General features: G+C 67.6%; 18 protein-coding genes and 2 tRNA genes. 14 read left to right on the top strand and 6 right to left on the bottom strand.

Going from position 1 to position 17,456, the window contains the following annotated elements:
- Positions 1-44 precede the first annotated feature (44 nt).
- On the bottom strand, positions 45-1,313 hold the full coding sequence (locus ABD260_RS06675) for a Fic family protein (RefSeq protein WP_344232454.1): 1,269 nt from the start codon (positions 1,311-1,313) through the stop codon (positions 45-47).
- A gap of 64 nt (positions 1,314-1,377) precedes the next feature.
- Here ABD260_RS06675 and ABD260_RS06670 point away from each other — a divergent pair, with 64 nt between their 5' ends.
- Complete coding sequence (locus ABD260_RS06670; protein ID WP_344232453.1) at positions 1,378-2,202, top strand: class I SAM-dependent methyltransferase; 825 nt, start codon at positions 1,378-1,380, stop codon at positions 2,200-2,202.
- A gap of 5 nt (positions 2,203-2,207) precedes the next feature.
- On the opposite strand, the gene ABD260_RS06665 is transcribed toward ABD260_RS06670, so the two are convergent.
- From ABD260_RS06665 to ABD260_RS06655, 3 genes are read right to left on the bottom strand one after another with little or no spacing between them, the layout of a single operon-like run.
- Positions 2,208-2,402, bottom strand: coding sequence for a hypothetical protein (locus ABD260_RS06665; protein ID WP_184830640.1), 195 nt, complete (start codon positions 2,400-2,402; stop codon positions 2,208-2,210).
- 9 nt (positions 2,403-2,411) lie between these two features.
- Entirely contained in the window at positions 2,412-3,263 is an 852-nt protein-coding gene (locus ABD260_RS06660; RefSeq protein ID WP_344232452.1) for a 3-methyladenine DNA glycosylase, read from the bottom strand.
- Positions 3,260-3,742 carry a GNAT family N-acetyltransferase gene (locus ABD260_RS06655; RefSeq protein ID WP_344232451.1) on the bottom strand — a complete coding sequence of 161 codons (483 nt, stop codon included), beginning with the start codon at positions 3,740-3,742 and terminating at the stop codon, positions 3,260-3,262. Before ABD260_RS06655 ends, ABD260_RS06660 begins: the two co-directional genes overlap by 4 nt.
- A gap of 41 nt (positions 3,743-3,783) precedes the next feature.
- Between ABD260_RS06655 and ABD260_RS06650 the strand changes: the two genes are divergently transcribed.
- The 10 genes from ABD260_RS06650 to ABD260_RS06605 all read left to right on the top strand — a co-directional run bounded on the left by ABD260_RS06650 (position 3,784) and on the right by ABD260_RS06605 (position 12,413).
- Positions 3,784-4,572 (top strand): fumarylacetoacetate hydrolase family protein, encoded by a 789-nt coding sequence (locus tag ABD260_RS06650; RefSeq protein WP_344232450.1) that lies wholly within the window; start codon positions 3,784-3,786, stop codon positions 4,570-4,572.
- Positions 4,565-6,082, top strand: coding sequence for a glutamate--tRNA ligase (gene gltX, locus ABD260_RS06645; protein ID WP_344232449.1), 1,518 nt, complete (start codon positions 4,565-4,567; stop codon positions 6,080-6,082). The genes ABD260_RS06650 and gltX overlap by 8 nt, the downstream gene beginning before the upstream one ends.
- Positions 6,083-6,084: 2 nt before the next feature.
- Positions 6,085-6,987 carry a CPBP family intramembrane glutamic endopeptidase gene (locus tag ABD260_RS06640; RefSeq protein WP_344232448.1) on the top strand — a complete coding sequence of 301 codons (903 nt, stop codon included), beginning with the start codon at positions 6,085-6,087 and terminating at the stop codon, positions 6,985-6,987.
- A gap of 118 nt (positions 6,988-7,105) precedes the next feature.
- Positions 7,106-7,177, top strand: a tRNA-Gln gene (locus ABD260_RS06635).
- 78 nt (positions 7,178-7,255) lie between these two features.
- Positions 7,256-7,331 (top strand) — tRNA-Glu (locus tag ABD260_RS06630).
- A 168-nt stretch (positions 7,332-7,499) separates the two neighbouring features.
- Complete coding sequence (locus tag ABD260_RS06625; RefSeq protein WP_344232447.1) at positions 7,500-8,801, top strand: sugar ABC transporter substrate-binding protein; 1,302 nt, start codon at positions 7,500-7,502, stop codon at positions 8,799-8,801.
- Positions 8,798-9,676 carry a carbohydrate ABC transporter permease gene (locus ABD260_RS06620; protein WP_344232446.1) on the top strand — a complete coding sequence of 293 codons (879 nt, stop codon included), beginning with the start codon at positions 8,798-8,800 and terminating at the stop codon, positions 9,674-9,676. The genes ABD260_RS06625 and ABD260_RS06620 overlap by 4 nt, the downstream gene beginning before the upstream one ends.
- Positions 9,673-10,491 carry a carbohydrate ABC transporter permease gene (locus tag ABD260_RS06615; RefSeq protein WP_344232445.1) on the top strand — a complete coding sequence of 273 codons (819 nt, stop codon included), beginning with the start codon at positions 9,673-9,675 and terminating at the stop codon, positions 10,489-10,491. The genes ABD260_RS06620 and ABD260_RS06615 overlap by 4 nt, the downstream gene beginning before the upstream one ends.
- Positions 10,492-10,498: 7 nt before the next feature.
- Positions 10,499-11,419, top strand: coding sequence for a nucleoside hydrolase (locus tag ABD260_RS06610; RefSeq protein WP_344232444.1), 921 nt, complete (start codon positions 10,499-10,501; stop codon positions 11,417-11,419).
- On the top strand, positions 11,391-12,413 hold the full coding sequence (locus ABD260_RS06605; protein WP_344232443.1) for a LacI family DNA-binding transcriptional regulator: 1,023 nt from the start codon (positions 11,391-11,393) through the stop codon (positions 12,411-12,413). The genes ABD260_RS06610 and ABD260_RS06605 overlap by 29 nt, the downstream gene beginning before the upstream one ends.
- Here the strand turns inward: ABD260_RS06605 and ABD260_RS06600 are convergent.
- Together ABD260_RS06600 and ABD260_RS06595 are read right to left on the bottom strand one after the other, a co-directional pair.
- On the bottom strand, positions 12,380-12,964 hold the full coding sequence (locus ABD260_RS06600; RefSeq protein WP_344232442.1) for an HdeD family acid-resistance protein: 585 nt from the start codon (positions 12,962-12,964) through the stop codon (positions 12,380-12,382). The two genes, ABD260_RS06605 and ABD260_RS06600, sit on opposite strands and share 34 nt — an antisense overlap.
- A 71-nt stretch (positions 12,965-13,035) precedes the next feature.
- Positions 13,036-13,755, bottom strand: a complete 720-nt coding sequence (locus tag ABD260_RS06595) for an IclR family transcriptional regulator (protein WP_184830655.1) — start codon at positions 13,753-13,755, stop codon at positions 13,036-13,038.
- 141 nt (positions 13,756-13,896) lie between these two features.
- Here ABD260_RS06595 and leuC point away from each other — a divergent pair, with 141 nt between their 5' ends.
- The 3 genes from leuC to corA all read left to right on the top strand — a co-directional run bounded on the left by leuC (position 13,897) and on the right by corA (position 17,363).
- Entirely contained in the window at positions 13,897-15,321 is a 1,425-nt protein-coding gene (leuC, locus tag ABD260_RS06590) for a 3-isopropylmalate dehydratase large subunit (protein WP_344232441.1), read from the top strand.
- Between the two features lie 14 nt (positions 15,322-15,335).
- Positions 15,336-15,935 (top strand): 3-isopropylmalate dehydratase small subunit, encoded by a 600-nt coding sequence (gene leuD, locus ABD260_RS06585; RefSeq protein WP_344232440.1) that lies wholly within the window; start codon positions 15,336-15,338, stop codon positions 15,933-15,935.
- Positions 15,936-16,193: 258 nt separating this feature from the next.
- Positions 16,194-17,363, top strand: a complete 1,170-nt coding sequence (corA, locus tag ABD260_RS06580) for a magnesium/cobalt transporter CorA (RefSeq protein WP_344232439.1) — start codon at positions 16,194-16,196, stop codon at positions 17,361-17,363.
- Positions 17,364-17,456 lie beyond the last annotated feature (93 nt).

The raw sequence follows: 17,456 nt of genomic DNA, 5'->3' as shown, positions 1-17,456 counted from the left end.
AATCATTGCTTGCACCGGGACGGAAAGTCAAACCGCGATGATCGCTATCCGCGTGTCGGTCCTGGCCTTGACGGGACAGGTCTGCTAGGTGGCTCGATACCCGTGTCGGCGGCCGGGCTGGCGAAGCGGCGTTCGAGCAGGGTGAAGGCATCGATCAGCTCCGGCGCCTCGTACACCCGGTTGCGGCGTCCGTCGGTGACCTCGCGGAGAATGCGCGCTTCGACCAGGCGGGCGAGGGCTTGGTTCGCGGCCTGCTGCGAGCGGTCGATGAGTCGTGCCGCGGCGGCCAGGGTGAGGACGGGCGCGGCGGGCAGCGCCTCGATCAGCAGTTCGGTCGCCGAGCCCGCGCGAACCGGGTTAGCGCGCTCCCGCCAGGCGTCCTTGAGCTCGGTCGCGGTCTGTTCGAAGCGGGCCGCTTCAGCGGTCGCATGGGTGCACGCCATCGCGAACATCCGCAGCCACGGATTGGCGGCCGCGCGTGCCTTCGCGGTCGTCGCGCGGCCGACATACCGGAAGGCGGTCAGCGCCTCCACATACTCCGCGGCATGAGTCGCGAGCGAGAGCGACACCGGCGGTACCGTCCGCGCGACGAGGCCCTCGGCGCGCAGGATCAGGTGAATCAGCGCCCGCCCGGTCCGCCCGTTCCCGTCGGCGAAGGGGTGGATGGTCTCGAACTGCGCATGCGCGATCGCCGTCTTCGCCAGCACGGGCAGCGGCGACTCGCGGACGAATGTCATCAGATCGGCCAAAAGTTTGGGTACGAGGTGCGCGGGCGGCGGCACGTAGTACGCCTCGGCGGGGGAGCGGCCGCCGATCCAGTTCTGCAGGTAGCGGATCTCGCCGCCGTACTCCGGGGTCGGCGACTGTGCCATCAGTTGCCGGTGCGCCTCGAGTACGTGCTCGACCTCGAGCTTGTCGCCGGCCTGGACGGATTCGGTCACCCAGGTCATCGCGTCGACCGCGCCGAGCACTTCCTCGGCGGTGACATCGCGGGCCCGATCACGCAGGACATCGGCCTTCAGCAGCCGGCGTGCACCGACGACGAGGCCCTCGATATGCGACGACCCGACCGCTTCGGCGCGGAGCAGGAGCCGGGCCAGCGCCTCGCTGTTCGTCAGTACGGCGGCCGTCGCGTCCAAGCGGGCGAGATCGCCGGCGGCATCCTCCAGTACCGCGAGTACGTCGTCGCTCAGGTCGAACGCACGGCCGGTCAACGGATCCGGGAAGTACAGCTCGTACGACCCGCCGAGCCGCTCCGCCCGAGTGAACCCGTCCGGATGACCGGGCCACCGGTGCAACTCCACACGTGCCATGTGTATATTCAAGCTTATCCACAAACCTTGAACAAGTGCCGCAAGTAGCGGCAGACTGCTGTAGGTGACCCTGGACGAGCAGACCCAGCAGCAGGTAGCCGCCAACGAAGCCGACTGGAACGCCCGCGCACCACTGCATGCGGCGAGCGACTTCTACGACCGTCCGGCCGACTTCTGGTTCGCCGACTACGAGTGGACCGACCTCGGCGAGCTCGACGGCCGCGACGTACTGCACCTGCAATGTCATCTCGGCACAGAAACGATCGCCTTCGCGCAGCGCGGCGCGCGGACCACCGGCCTCGACCTGTCCGCGGCATCGCTGGCTGAAGCGCGGCGGATCGCTCAAGGTGCGGGGGCGGACATCCAGTACGTGCACGCCAATGTGTACGACGCGGTGGATGCCCTTCACAACAAGCAGTTCGACATCGTGTACACGGGCAAGGGCGCACTGTGCTACCTGCCCGATCTGCAACAGTGGGCCGAGGTCGTACGGGACCTGCTCAGGCCCGGCGGGATGCTCTACATCGTGGAGTTCCACCCGCTGCTGAACGCGCTCCGCGAGGTGTCACTGCCCGGTGAGACCGATGAGTTGATCCTCCGCGCCGACTACCTGGAAGGACGCGGCCCGATCGCACACGACTCAACCGTCACCTACACCGGCGACGTGGTCCCCGGCCGCCAGACCAGCTACGAATGGCGGCACGGCCTGGGCGAACTCACCACCACGCTGGCGACCGCCGGCCTCCAGATCACGACGCTGCGCGAGTCCGAAGTCCTTCCATGGCCCCGCTGGTTCACCATGCAGCAAACCCCCACCGGCTGGTGGCGCCTCCCCGACAGCGCCCCTCGAATCCCACTTCTCTTCGCCCTCAAAGCCCTGAAGCAGTAGAACTTTCAGCGCTTCTTGGGCCCCCGGAACGCCACATAGATCAGCGCCACCCCAAACGCCGCCACGATCGGCCCAACAGTCGCCCACAGCGTGCTGCCGGTCATCGAGCTGCCCTTGAGATAACCCAGCCCCTGAAACGTCCACACGCCACCGATCGCGATCAACAGCGCGGCAAAAGCGATGGCGACGATCTTTCCCATACCCGCAGGCTAGCCGAGAAGTTCGTCGCAGAGTTCCACGAGCCGGTGGCGAAGCGGCCGCGCTCGATCGGCGAACCCACGCTGCGCGGCCGTGTAATCGGCTTTGCCCGAGGCAGTTTCGATCCGCACCGGCGTGTACCCCAGCGAGGCGAGGTCGTACGGCGACGCCCGCATGTCCAGGGTACGGATGTCCCGCGCGAGCTCGAAGCACTCCAGCAGCAACGCGCTCGGCGTGAACGGCATCAGCTTGCCAGCCCACTTGTAAATGTCCATGTTCGCGTGCAGACAGCCGCCCTGCTCCAGCAGCGGCTGTGATTCCCGCGTCGGCTGCAGCGTGTTCCGCGGTCGCGCCTCGTCGGTGAAGAACCGGAACGCGTCGAAATGCGAGCAGCCGATCTTGTGCGACTCGACCACCTGATCGGTGCCTGAGGCTCCCAACCGCAACGGCCAAGCCGCATGGCGTACCTCAGGTGTCCGGTAAACCATCGCCCATTCGTGCAACCCGAAACAGCCGAACTGTGGTTGCCGATCGAGCGTGGCAGCCAACAGCCGTCGAATCCACCTGATGCTGTCGGTACGACGAGCGATCTCCGCACTGTCCAGCGAGGCAACGCCATCAACGACCCGATAGCCGCGCCGCTCCGCATAGGACGCCGCATCAAGCAGCCGTACGCCCGGTCCGGGATGCCACACGCGCAGCTGATTCGGCCGGATCGGGTAGTACGTGAACAGGAAGTCCTCGACCGGATGAGCTTCCCGGCGACGCCGGCGGTCCAGGTGGCCGGACAGCAATGCATCCACGCGGGCAGCGTGCGAGGCGGCGTACGAAGACCACTCGCCCAACGTGAGAGTGATGGTCATAGCTCGAGCGTGAACGCGTACAGGTTGATGCCTGGAATCGGAGACCAGTCGCGTTCGGGGAGGCGAGTGAAACCGAGGCGCTCGTACAGGCGGTGGGCAGTGGTCATGTACTCGGCGCTGCTCATCACGATCCGCCGCTGCCCGAGTTCACGCGTACGGGCGATGCACCGCTCGGTCAGCGCCGTACCGACGCCGAGGCCACGCGCCCGCCCGGCCACACCGAGCATGCGGAACTCGCCTTCGTCGTCCCGCGCGATCTCGCGGTACACCGAGCCGGGCGGACAGTAAGTAACAGTGCCCAGCAGACCGGACTCGTCCGCCACGACCCACAGCTCGGCTTTGGCGGCACGGTCGGCGGCAGCACGCAGCGTCAGCGCGTAGTCACCACGAACGAAACCGTCATGGGAGTACGCGTCGACGGTCAGCTCACCCACGGCCTCGTACTCGGCTTCCCGCGCCAGCCGGATCTCATACGTCACCGCACAACTGTCTCATCACCGGACGCTAGTAGGCTCGGCCCGTGCGTATCGCCAGATTCTCCGTGGACGACGAGCCCAAGTACGGCGTCGTCGAGACCGACGACCCCGAGGGACTCGTCGGTACAGTCAACGTTCTCGACTCGGACCCGCTCTACCGGTCCGCGCAGTTCACCGGGGAGAAGCTGCAGCTCGCGGACGTGCGGCTGCTCGCGCCGGTGATCCCGCGCAGCAAGGTGGTCTGCGTCGGCCGGAACTACGCGGCCCACGCCGCCGAGCTCGGCAACGACGTCCCCGAGCAGCCGATGATCTTCCTGAAGCCGAACACCAGCGTGATCGGCCCGCGGGACGGCATCGTGTACCCGGAGCAGACGAACGACCTGCACTTCGAGGGCGAGCTCGCGATCGTGATCGGCCGGATCTGCCGGGACCTGCCCAAGGAGCGGGCCGGCGAGGTGATCTTCGGCTACACGATCGCGAACGACGTGACCGCCCGCGACCTGCAGAAGTCCGACGGGCAATGGGCCCGGGCCAAGGGGTACGACACGTTCTGCCCGCTCGGCCCGTGGATCAGCACCGAGCTGGACGTGTCCGACCTGCGGGTCAGCACCGAGCTGAACGGTGAGCCCAAGCAGGACGGGCGGACGTCGCAGTTCATCTTCGACGTCCCCGAGGTGCTCGCCTACATCACCTCCTTCACCACGCTGCTGCCCGGCGACGTGGTGCTCACCGGTACGCCGGCCGGGGTCGGCCCGATGCTGCCCGGAGACGAGGTATCGGTCAGCGTCGAAGGAATCGGAACTCTGACGAACAAGGTGATCGTGCGTGACTGACCGCTCCGGCAGCGATGTGCTGGGCGAGCTAGAGCCGAGCCAGGTACGGGTGCGGTTCCCACCGTCGCCGACCGGGCTGCTGACCGTCGGCAACATCCGCAGCGCGCTGTTCAACTGGGCGTTCGCGCGGCACTACGGCGGCAAGCTGGTGCTGCGGATCGAGGACACCGACACCGCCCGCAACACCGAAGAGAGCTACCGCTACACCTACGACGCGCTGCGCTGGCTCGGCCTGAACTGGGACGAAGGCCCTGAGGCCGGCGGCGAGCTCGGGCCGTACCTGCAGTCCGAGCGGATGGACATCTACGCCGATGTCGTGACGAAGCTGCTCGCGGCCGGCAAGGCGTACCACTGCTACTGCTCGCAGGAGGAGCTCGACCAGCGCCGCGAGGCAGCTCGGACGGCCGGTCAGCACAGTGGGTACGACGGGCATTGCCGCGATCTCCCACCCGAGCAGCTCCAGGCGTACGTGGATGAGGGCCGGCGCCCCGTGGTGCGGCTGCGGATGCCCGACCATCCGATCGTGTTCGACGACCTGGTCCGCGGCGAGATCACCTTCCTGCCGGAGAACCTCGGCGACTACGTACTGGTCCGCGCGAACGGCTACCCGCTGTACCCGCTGGTGAACCCGGTCGACGACGCGCTGATGGAGATCACCCACGTACTTCGCGGCGAGGACCTGCTGTCGTCGACGCCGCGGCAGATCGCCCTGTACGAAGCGCTTGCCGAGATCGGTGTCGGCAGCGGCCGGACGCCTCGGTTCGGCCATCTGCCGTTCGTGATGGGTGAGGGCAACAAACGGCTGTCCAAGCGGGACAAGGGCTCCGGCCTGACCGAGTACGTCGAGCGCGGCTTTTTGCCCGAGGGCCTGCTGAACTACCTGGCCCTGCTCGGCTGGTCGATCGCCGAGGACCGGGACGTGTTCACGATGGCGGAGATGGTCGAGGCGTTCGACATCCGCAAGGTGAACTCGAACTCGGCGCGGTTCGATCCGAAGAAGTGCGAGGCGATCAACGCCGCGCACATGCGGATGCTGCCGCGGGACGAGTTCGCGGAGCGGATGATCCCGTTCCTGGCAGGCGCCGGGCTGCTGCCGGAGCAGCCGACGGAAGCGCAGTTGGCCGTACTGCATGCTGCCGTGCCGCTGGTGCAGGAGCGGATGAACATGCTGTCCGAGTCGGTCGACATGCTCGGCTTCCTGTTCGTCGACGATGCTTCGTTCACGATCGATCCGGACGCGGCAGCGAAGGTGCTGACCGGCGACGCGAGCACCGTCCTGGACGTGTCTGCCAAGGCACTCGCGGACGTCGAGTGGACCACGGAAGCGATCGAGGCCGCGTTGCGGGCCGCGCTGATCGAAGGGCTCGGACTGAAGCCGAAGAACGCATTCGGCCCGGTCCGGGTCGCGATCTCCGGCCGAAGGATCTCGCCACCGCTGTTCGAGTCGATGGAGCTGCTCGGCCGGGAGAAGTCCTTGCACCGGCTCGAGCTGGCCCGGCGTACGTCATGACGATGCCGACGAAGGCCCGTGACGTCACCCCGGGCCGGACGAGGTACCAAGACCTGCTCCGGGTGCCGGAGGCGCCGCGCGGGTACGTCGTGCTCGGTGCGCTGACGATCCTGGTCGGCTGGATGCTCGCGACGGTCATCATCGTGACCATCCAGGTGTCGATCCGGAAGGACCCGGAAGGCACGATCTCCTGGCTGGGGCTGCTGGCCACCAACCTCTCGCTGATCGTCCTGATCCCGCTCAGCATGCTGGTCGCCCGCAAGCTGAACCGGCAGCCACCAGGGCTGCTGTCCTCGGTGGCCGGCGGCCTGCGCTGGCGGCCGCTGGCCTGGTTCGCGCTGGCCGCGATCGTGATCGAGCTGCTGGCGCTCGTCGTCGTCCAGGTCGGCAACATCGAGCTCGCGACCGGCGAACGGCACGGCGGCGGTGCGGCACCGGATGTGATCGCGGTGATCGTGGTCACGCTGCTCACCTCGACGTTCCAGGCGGCGGGGGAGGAGTACTACTTCCGCGGCTACATGCTGCAGGCCATGGGTGCGCTGGCCCGGAGCACGGTCGTCGTCGTCCTCACCACCTCGATCCTGTTCACGATGGCGCACGGGATCTGGCCCTGGCAGAGTCCGGCGCTGTTCGTGGACCGGCTGGCCTTCGGTCTGGTCGCCGCGATCCTGGTCGTCCGGACCGGTGGGCTGGAGGCCGGTATCGCCGGGCACGCCGCCAACAACGTGGTCACGTTCGTGTTCGCGGCGCTGACGAACAGTGTCGGCGCGAGCCTCGGAGTCAAGGACGCGCCATGGTCGCTGGTGACCGTCGACGTGCTCAAGTTCGCCGCGTTCGGCGCCGCCGCACTCTGGATCGCGGGCCGGCTCAACCTGACGTCACCGGGTGTGAAGAGTCAGGTGTGACGGGAGTGACAACGCGCGGGCGGGGGCCCGTTTTGCTCCTCGGTCCCTGCCTCGGGTAAGCTCTCCGAGCCGGGTTGATGAGGGCGGAAACAAACTCCCAGCACGGTGAAAATGCCTTTGGGGTATGGGGTAATTGGCAGCCCGTCTGATTCTGGTTCAGTTAGTCTAGGTTCGAGTCCTAGTACCCCAGCGGATTGGACCGCACCGGTGAAAATCGGTAGAGTTCAACCTCGTTGCCCGGGCTGAAAAGCCCGGCTGACACACCTCTGGCCCCGTTGTGTAGCGGCCTAGCACGCCGCCCTCTCAAGGCGGTAGCGCGGGTTCGAATCCCGTCGGGGCTACCAGAGTAGAAGACCCCCGTCCGTCTGGACGGGGGTCTTCGTGCGTTTCGGCCCTTGAGGACAGGCACAGCTCGGTAACACCTGCTGGACACCCTTTGTCTAACCGCTTAGAGTCTAACCGCTTAGACCCTGCAGGCCGGGACTCCGGCCGTTCGTGGAAAGGGGAGCGCCGTGCGGCGGAACCTCTTCGCAGTACCGGCCGCCCTGGTGGCCACCGCGCTGCTGGTGGCCGGATGTGGTGGCTCGTCCGAGACCCCGGCCGCGACCGACTCCGGTCCCGCCACCGGGACCGTCAACTTCGCCGGCACCGACAACGCCGAGACCTACCAGCCGGTGATCAAGGCCTTCGAGGCGAAGAACCCCGGGATCAAGGTGAACTACACCCAGATCCCGTTCGACCAGTTCAACGCGACCATGCAGCAGCGGCTGAGCGCGAAGGACACCGGCATCGACGTGTACACGGTCGACGAGCCGCGGGTGTCCCAGCTGGCCGCGAAGGGGTTCCTGGTCGACCTCAGTGATCTCGACGCGAAGGTGAAGACGTCGTTCAGCGCGGCGGCGTACAAGACCAACCACTTCCGCGACAAGCTCTGGTCGCTGCCGATGTGGAACTCCACCCAGTACCTCTTCTACAACAAGACCGCGCTGGCCAAGGCGAAGGTGACGCCGCCGGCCGCCGACCCGCAGCAGCGCTGGACCTGGGAGCAGGTCGAGGCCGCCGGCCGGAAGGCGATGCAGTCCGGCGGCACCAAGTACGGCCTGTTCATGGAGCAGCCGGAGGCGTACTACCAGCTGCAGCCGCTGGCCGAGTCGCTCGGCGGCGGATCGGGAATCGAGGGCGACGACGCACTCACGCCCGCGGTCGAGACCGATGGCTGGAAGAAGGCCATGCAGTGGTACGGCAAGACGTACTCGAGCGGTCTGTCGCCCCGCGGGATCGGTGGGTTCCAGACCGGCCCGGTGTTCGCGAACGGTGGGGTCGCGTTCTTCGTCGGCGGCCCGTGGGACCTGAAGATCTTCGGCAGCTCCAAGATCGACTGGGGCGTCGCGCCGCTGCCGTACTTCCAGGGCGGCAAGCCAGTCAGCCCGACCGGCTCCTGGTCGCTCGGCCTGAACCCGGCGTCCAAGCAACTCGGGATGGCCCGCAAGTTCCTCGAGTTCGCCACGCTCGATCCGCCCGGCAACCTGGCCACCACGAGTACGACGACGATCATCCCGGCGAACGTCGAGGCGCAGAAGCAGTACACCCCGAAGATGGACAGCTTCTCCGGCGCCAAGACGGCCGGTGCCGCGGCGATCACCTCGGACCAGAGTGAGCACACCGCGGTCTCGCGGCCGGTGAGCGTCGGGTACATCCAGTTCGAGGAAGTGATGGGCAAGGCGTTCGCGGACATCCGCAACGGCAGCGACCCGGACGCGCGGTTGCAGGAGGCGACCCGGCAGCTGACCGAGGCCTGGAAGTCGATCAAGTGAGCAGTCGCCAGGAACGCAAGGGCCGGCAGGGGCTGATCGCCCTTGCCTTCCTGGCGCCCGCGTTGCTCTGCCTCGCCGTGCTGCGGATCGTGCCCGCGATCTCCGCGGTGGTCGAGAGCTTCTACAGCGAGAGCCTGTTGCGCGGTGGCCGGGTGTTCGCGGGGCTGAGCAACTACGGCGACCTGCTGGCCAGCAAGGACTTCCGGCAGTCGGTCGGCGTGACACTGCTCTTCACCGTGCTGGTCAACCCGATCCAGGTCGTGGTGTCGTTCCTGCTGGCCGTTCTGTTCACTCAGAAGGCGGCCGGGTCGCGCCTCTGGCGTACGTTGGTGATCCTGCCGATCGCCACCCCACCTGCTGTCTCCGCAGTGATCTGGAGCGTCATCTACCGGCCGGACGGTCTGGCGAACGGCGTACTCGAACGGCTCGGCATTTCCGCTCAGCCGTTCCTCACCTCGCCCAGTCAGGTACTGCCGTCGCTGATCGTGCTGCTGTCGTGGATCGGCGTCGGGTACTGGATGCTCTTCCTGATCGCGGGCATCCAGGAAGTACCGGAAGAGGTACGAGAAGCCGCACTGCTCGACGGTGCAGGTGCTTGGCGCCGGATGATCTCGGTGACGCTGCCCTTGGTGCGCCGCCCGCTGGCGTTCGTACTGGTAGCCGACACCGTCTCCAACTTGCTGGTGTTCGCACCGGTGCAGATCCTCACCAAGGGCGGACCGAACGGCAACAGCAACCTCCTGATGTACGACGTGTACAACCGGGCGTACGCGCTTGGCGACATCTATGTCGCGCAGGCCGAGGTGGTCATCCTGGTCGCGCTCACGCTGGCCATTGTGGCCGGTCAATTCCGGTTGTTGCGAGGTGACCAGTGAGGCGCGTCAGTCTGTCGGTGCTCGGCGGTGTCGTCGGCATCCTGTTCTTCCTGCCGCTGCTCTGGGTTGTCACCAACTCACTGCGCCCCGGCTCGGAGACGTTCGCCCACCTCAACCCGCTGTCCTGGTCGACGTTCTTCGAGCTGCGGCCGACGCTGCGCAACTACTCGGCCCTGCTGAGCAGTGAGATCGGCCGTGCGACGCTCAACTCGATCCTGGTCAGTGTCGCGACGGTGGCGATCGGCCTGGCGGTCTGTGCATCGGCCGCGTTCGGACTGTCCGCGTTCCAGTACCGGGGCCGCGGGCTGGTGTTCGGCGTGGTGGTGCTGAGCTTCCTGGTGCCGTTCGACGCGATCGCGATTCCACTGTCGACCATGTTCCGGGACTGGCACCTGACCAACACGTTCACCGGCCTGGTACTACCCGGGATCGGCAACGGGATGGCGATCTTCCTGCTGCGACAGTTCTTTCTCGGCATCCCGACCGAACTGGTCGAAGCCGGACGGCTGGACGGGCTGAACTGGTTCGGCGTCTTCCGCTGGATCTACTTGCCGCTGTCCAAGCCGGCCCTGATCGGCGCAGGGCTGATGCTGTTCCTGTTCCAGTGGCAGTCGTACGTCTGGCCGCTGCTGATCGGCACCGACGCCAAGCACATCCTCGGTCCGGTCGCGCTGTCCAACCTGCAAGGCCAGAACTTCGCCGACTACGGTCTCGTCTTCGCGGGCGCCGTCGTCCTCACCGTCATCCCGCTGGTGGTCATCGCCGGCTTCCAGCGGTACTTCGTCCAGTCCGTGTCGAGTAGCGGACTCAAGTAGGGAGACCATGCGATCCATCATTCTGGACACCGATATCGGTTCCGACGTCGACGACGCGATGGCGCTCGCCCAGCTGATGGGCAGCCCGGAGCTGGAGCTCGTCGAGGTGCACACGGTGTACGGCGACACCCGCTTGCGCGCCCAGCTGGCCCGTAGGTACGCCGCACTCGCCGGGCGCGACGTGGACGTCGTACCAGGTGTGGTCGAGCCGATCTCCGGCCGTGAAGTCTGGTGGGCCGGGCACGAGGGCACGCTGCATGCGGGCCTGGATGCCGAGACCATCAGCGCCGACAGCGCGCCGGAGCGGCTGGTCGCCCGGCTGCGCGCCCGGCCGGGGGAGCTCGACGTCGCAGCGATTGGGCCGCTGACCAACCTGGCGGCCGCGTTCGCGCTCGAGCCGGAGGCGCCGGGCTGGATTCGGCACCTGTGGGTAATGGGTGGTGGATTCGGTGCTGAGGAAGGCGCTGAGCACAACTTCAAGTCCGATGACGTTGCGGCACAGGCCGTACTCAATGCTGGTGTTCCGACCACGATCACCGGTCTGGAGATCACGCGTCAGGTCACCATCGAGGCCGCGCGGCTGGAACGCATCCGCGCCGCCGGACCGCTCGGTGCCGCGCTCGGGGCGGACATCGAGCAGTGGTGGGCGTTCTGGAACGAGACCTGGAACGTGCCGCACGACCCGGTCGCGCTGCTCGCGCTCAGCCGGCCGGAGCTGTTCACCTTCTCCGAAGCCGGCCGGGTGACGATCGCCCTCGGTGGCGAGGATGCCGGCCGCAGCACCTTCACGCCGGACCCCGAGGGCAGCGTGCGGATCGTCACCGGTGTCGACGGTGAGCAGGTGGCCGAGGAGATCACCAGCCGCATCGTGACAGCCGGGACGGCTTACCCTGCTCGCCATGAGGGGATCGATGGCGACCGCGCGTGACGTCGCGGAGCGGGCCGGAACGTCCACCGCGGTGGTCAGCTACGTCTTCAACAACGGCCCCCGGCCGGTGTCGGCGGAGACCCGCCGGCGGGTGCTGGAGGCCGCGGCGGAGCTGGACTACCGGCCGAACATTCTGGCCCGCGCGCTCAGTGCCGGGCGTACGTACTCGCTCGGGTTGCTGATCCCGCAGATCCGCAACCCGTACTTCGCGACCCTCGCCGAGCACCTGGAGAGTTTCGCCCGGCAGCACGACCATCTGCTGCTGATCGGCGACTCGGCCGGTGATCCGGAGCAGGAGTCGGCGCACATCAGCTCGTTCATCGAGCGGAAGGTCGACGGCGTCGTACTCGTCTCGCTGCTGGTCGAACCGGCGATCCAGCGCTTCGCGGCGGCCAACGTACCGGTCGTGGCGCTGCATCCGGTGCCGGACGGGGTCACTGTTTCCACGCTGTCGATCGACTACGTCGCGGCGGCCGCGGCGTCGACCGATCACCTGCTGTCGCACGGCTACCGCACGATCGGCGTGGTCACCGGGCCCGAGGATTCACCGGGTACGGCGGAACACCGGCGCGGTATCGAACAGGCCTTGGCAGCGCACCCGCGGGCCTCGGCGCGCTATGTCGCATCGCCGGTTTCGCGGTTCGCCGCGCGCGATGCCGTACGCCCGTGGTTCCGCCAGAAGCGTCCACCGCGGGCGATCTACTGCTCTACCGACGAGCAGGCTTTCGGCGTCCTGTACGCCGCCTGGGAAGCCGGCTTGCACGTACCGGATGATGTCGCGGTGATGGGATTCGACGGCACCAGCGAATGCACCGTCACGGTCCCACCGCTCGCGAGCGTGCGGCAGCCGATCGAGGACACCGCACGCCAAGCGGTCGAACTGTTGCTGGACCGCTCGAACCGGACAGCGACGCGCCATGTCCTCGACTACGGGTTGGTTCCCAGCGCTTCTTGCGGCTGTCAGGCTGGTGACGGGCTACCGGTCTCGGACTGAGCCGGACCGGCCGCCGCACGCCGTACCGCCAGGGCGACACCGATGAGTACGGCACCCCAGACCAGTGCGGTGATGCCGAGCAGGACAGCGATCTTGACCGCACTGGGACCGGGCCGCGCGGCGAACAGGATACCGATCAGCAGCGACAGCAGACCGTTGAGCACCAGCAGCCAGCGCGGTACGAGGAGCTGACTGCTGAACGCCCCGGCCAGTTCGAAGATGCCCCGGACGATCAGCCAGATGCCGAGGATCCAGGTCAGCGTCACCGCCGTCATGCCCGGGTGGATGATCGCGATCAGCCCCGCCAGCAACGCGATCACGCCGAGCACGATCAGCCAGGCCCGGCTGCCTCCCGACTCCGGCTGGAACGCTTGGGCGATCGAGCCGATCCCGTCGGTGAGTGCCCAGACACCCCACAGCACCGCGAGCGCGATCGCCGTGGAAATCGGCCAGGCGATCGCCAGGATTCCGAACACGATGCCGATCGCGCCCCGGACGAGCAGCATCTTCCAACCGAGTGTCAGCCAGTCCCGCTCCATGCCAGACCACATGCCAGACCTCCTCGAGGGATGTACTCCTCATAGTCGTCTTGGCAACGCAGTGTGACAACAACCCCGGCTGATTACTCCGAAGCGCGTCGCAGCGCCTCGGACAGGCGCTCCGCGGCGGCCATCACGGCCGGGGCGTGCATCCGGCCGGGCTGACGGGACAGCCGCTCGATCGGGCCGGAGACCGAGACGGCGGCGATCACCTTGCCGCTCGGGGAGCGGACCGGCGCGGACACCGACGCGACGCCCTGCTCGCGTTCGCCGACCGAGTGCGCCCAGCCCCGGCGGCGTACGCCGGCGAGCGCGGCCGCGTTGAAGGTAGAACTGTGCAGACCGCGGTGCATCCGCTCCGGGTCCTCCCAGGCGAGCAGGATCTGCGCGGCGGACCCGGCCGCCATCGTCAGCTGGCTGCCGACCGGAACCGTGTCCCGGAGGCCGGACGGACGCTCGGCGGCGGCGACACACACCCGGTACTCGCCCTGGCGCCGGAACAACTGCGCCGACTCGCCGGTGATGTCGCGCAGTCGCGCCAGCACCGGGCCGGCGGTCGCGAGCAGCCGGTCCTCACCGGCGGCGGAGGCCAACTCGCTGAGCCGCGGGCCGAGCACGAAGCGTCCCTGCATGTCGCGACCGACCAGCCGGTGGTGCTCGAGCGCGACCGCCAGCCGGTGGGCCGTCGGGCGGGCCAGTCCCGTGGCCGCCACCAGACCGGCCAGGGTCGCCGGCCCGGACTCGAGGGCGGACAGAACGAGAGCTGCTTTGTCGAGAACGCCGACTCCGCTAGAGTTGTCCATGGGACGATATTGCCGTCTCGAATCGTGGAACGCAAGTCGCTTCGAGGGTCCATTCCGGAGCACTGTGAGCGAGAGCACTCACCACATCATCTCCCGACCGGGCCGGTGCGGTGGGAAATGAATCCAACGAGAGGAAGTCTGATGGGTAGGACGTTGTCGGAAAAGGTCTGGGATGCGCATGTCGTGCGCCATGCCGACGGAGAACCCGACCTCCTCTACATCGACCTCCACCTGGTCCACGAGGTGACCAGCCCGCAGGCCTTCGACGGCCTCCGGCTGGCCGGCCGCGCGGTCCGGCGCCCGGATCTGACCATCGCCACCGAGGACCACAACGTCCCGACCTTCGACGTGGACAAGCCGATCGCCGACCCGGTGTCACGGACCCAGGTGGACACGCTGCGGAAGAACGCCGAGGAGTTCGGCATCCGGATTCACACCCTCGGCGACCCGGACCAGGGCGTCGTGCACGTGATCGGCCCGCAGCTCGGTCTGACCCAGCCCGGGATGACCGTGGTCTGCGGTGACAGCCACACCTCCACCCATGGCGCGTTCGGGGCGATTGCCTTCGGCATCGGTACCAGCGAGGTCGAGCACGTGCTGGCCACCCAGACGCTGATGCAGGCCCGGCCGAAGACGATGGCCGTCACCGTCGACGGCGTGCTGCCGGACGGTGTCTCGGCCAAGGACCTGGTGCTGGCCCTGATCGCCAAGGTGGGTACGGGCGGTGGCCAGGGGTACATCGTCGAGTACCGCGGTGAAGCGATCCGGGCACTGAGCATGGAAGCCCGGATGACGATCTGCAACATGTCGATCGAGTGGGGCGCGAAGGCCGGCATGATCGCGCCGGACGAGACCACCTTCGAGTACCTGAAGGGCAAGCCGCACGCGCCCGAGGGTGTCGACTGGGAAGCCGCGGTCGAGTACTGGAAGAGCCTCGCCACCGACGCGGACGCCAGCTTCGACCGCGAGGTGGTGCTGCGCGCCGACGACATCACGCCGTTCGTCACCTGGGGCACGAACCCCGGCCAGGGCGTACCGCTGGCGGCCACCGTGCCGTCGCCGGACGACTTCGACAACGAGAACGACAAGGTCGCGGCCGAGCGCGCGCTGGAGTACATGGGCCTGACCGCCGGGACGCCGCTGCGCGAGATCCGCGTCGACACGGTGTTCCTGGGCTCCTGCACCAACGGCCGGATCGAGGACCTGCGGGCCGCGGCAAGCGTACTGGCCGGGCGGAAGGTTGCCGAGGGCACCCGGATGCTGGTGGTACCGGGCTCCGGCCGGGTCCGGCTGCAGGCCGAGGCCGAGGGCCTGGACACGATCTTCAAGGACGCGGGCGCCGAGTGGCGGGGCGCCGGCTGCTCGATGTGCCTGGGGATGAACCCGGACCAGCTGGCTCCGGGGGAGCGCAGCGCCTCCACCTCGAACCGGAACTTCGAAGGCCGGCAGGGCAAGGGCGGACGGACCCACCTGGTGTCGCCGCTGGTCGCCGCCGCCACCGCGGTGACCGGAACTCTGGCCGCACCGGCCGACCTGCCGCCCGTCGCCGTCCCCGCGAACGCCTGAGGAGCAAGGGAATCATGGAAGCCTTCACCCAGCACATCGGTACCGCGGCCCCGCTGCGCCGCAGCAACGTCGACACCGACCAGATCATCCCGGCCGTGTACCTGAAGCGGGTCACCCGGACCGGCTTCGAGGACGGGCTGTTCGCCGCCTGGCGCAACGATTCTTCCTTCGTCCTCAACCAGCCCGAGTACGAGGGCGTCTCGGTCCTGGTCGCCGGACCGGACTTCGGCACCGGATCGTCGCGGGAGCACGCGGTCTGGGCCCTGCTCGACTACGGGTTCCGGGTCGTCGTGTCGTCGCGGTTCGGCGACATCTTCCGCGGCAACTCCGGCAAGGCCGGTCTGCTCGCGGCCCTGGTCACACAGGATGTCGTCGAGCAGCTGTGGTCGGCGATCGAGACCGACCCGGGCACGAAGGTCACGGTCGACCTGGAGAACAAGACGATCTCGGTCGGTGACGTGTCGGCACCGTTCGAGATCGACGACTACACCCGCTACCGCTTGCTGAACGGTCTCGACGACGTCGGCATCACGCTCTCGCACGCCGACGACATCACCGCGTACGAAGCAACCCGCCCGTCCTTCAAGCCGGCCACCCTTCCGGCAAAGGCCTGAGCGCACTCTCAGAGTTGTCGCCCTCGTAACACTTCGGTGCGCGAGGGCGATAACTCTGGTGTTACCCTTGCCGGGTTGCCAGGGGGCATCTTGGACAAGGCTTGCGAGACCGAGGAGGTGAGGACGCATGAACAGCAGCGATCCCTCCAGACATACCGGTCTCGCTCGGCCTTCGGGGGACTGACTTTCCTCCAGTAGTCATGGGGTCGGGCAGACGTGTGCTCATCACTCGCCTGAACCACCGCATCTGGAGGACTCATGTCCGACCTGCGCCTGCGCACCTTCCGTGCGTTCAGCCGTAACCCGTCACTGCGTGCCGCCGCGCGCAAGCACGCCGCATCCGCTGCGACCGCGACCGCGACCGCGCCGGACACCAAGCAGCCGCGCGATCCGCAGAAGCCCAAGGGACACAGCGTCGTCGACAGCGCGATCTACTGCGACGGCCGCCGGGTCTCGTCGCCGGTTTCGCTGGCGGAGACGTACGGCGCGCTGCACGAAGCCCCGCACAGCCTGGCCTGGATCGGCCTGTACCGCCCGGACCGGCGTGAGCTGGCGTCGCTGGCGGACGAGTTCGACCTGCACGAGCTGGCGATCGAGGACGCGAACGAAGCGCATCAGCGGCCGAAGCTGGAGCGCTACGGCGACACGTTGTTCGTGGTCCTGAAGGCCGCCCGGTACCGGGACGCGACCGAGCAGGTCGAGTTCGGCGAGGTGCACGTGTTCGTCGGGCGGGACTTCGTGGTGACCGTCCGGCACGCCGAAGCGCCCAACCTGGCAGCGGTCCGGCGCCGGGTCGAACGCGATCCGGAGCTCCTCAGCCGCGGCGCCGAAGCCGTTCTCTACGCGATCATGGACAAGGTCGTCGACGGGTACGCGCCGGTGGTGGCCGGCCTGGAGAACGACATCGACGAGATCGAGACCGAGGTGTTCCGCGGCGATCCGTTGGTGTCCCGGCGGATCTACGAACTGTCCCGCGAGGTGATCGAGTTCCAGCGCGCCACCCGGCCGTTGACCGGCATCCTCGAGCAACTCCGGGGTGGCTTCGAGAAGTACGGCGTGGACGAGGAACTGCAACGTTCACTGCGGGACGTGGCCGACCACGTCACCGAGGTGGTGGAGAAGGTGGACGGCTTCCGCGAACTGCTCCGCGACATCCTGACCGTGAACGCGACCCTGGTGGCCCAGCAGCAGAACGAGGAGATGAAGAGCCTCGCGATCGCCAGCAGCGAGCAGAACGAAGAGGTGAAGCGGATCTCTGCCTGGGCGGCGATCCTGTTCGCGCCGACCCTGATCGGCACCGTGTACGGGATGAACTTCGACAACATGCCGGAGCTGCACTGGCAGCTCGGATACCCGTTCGCGATCGGGCTGATGGCCTTGGTGTGTGTCGGTCTGCACCAGATCTTCAAACGCCGCGGCTGGCTCTGAAACTGCCGCCACACCCCGGTTTTGGGGCGATTCGGCCCGATTTGTGGCCCGAATCGCCTAAAACAAGGCCAAATTGCCGCGTTGGTGTTTGTG

The sequence above is a fragment of the Kribbella hippodromi genome (assembly GCF_039531045.1).
GTDB classification, from domain to species: Bacteria; Actinomycetota; Actinomycetes; order Propionibacteriales; family Kribbellaceae; genus Kribbella; species Kribbella hippodromi.
Note: the sequence above shows the minus strand (reverse complement) of the source record. Positions and strands in the feature narration are given on the sequence as shown.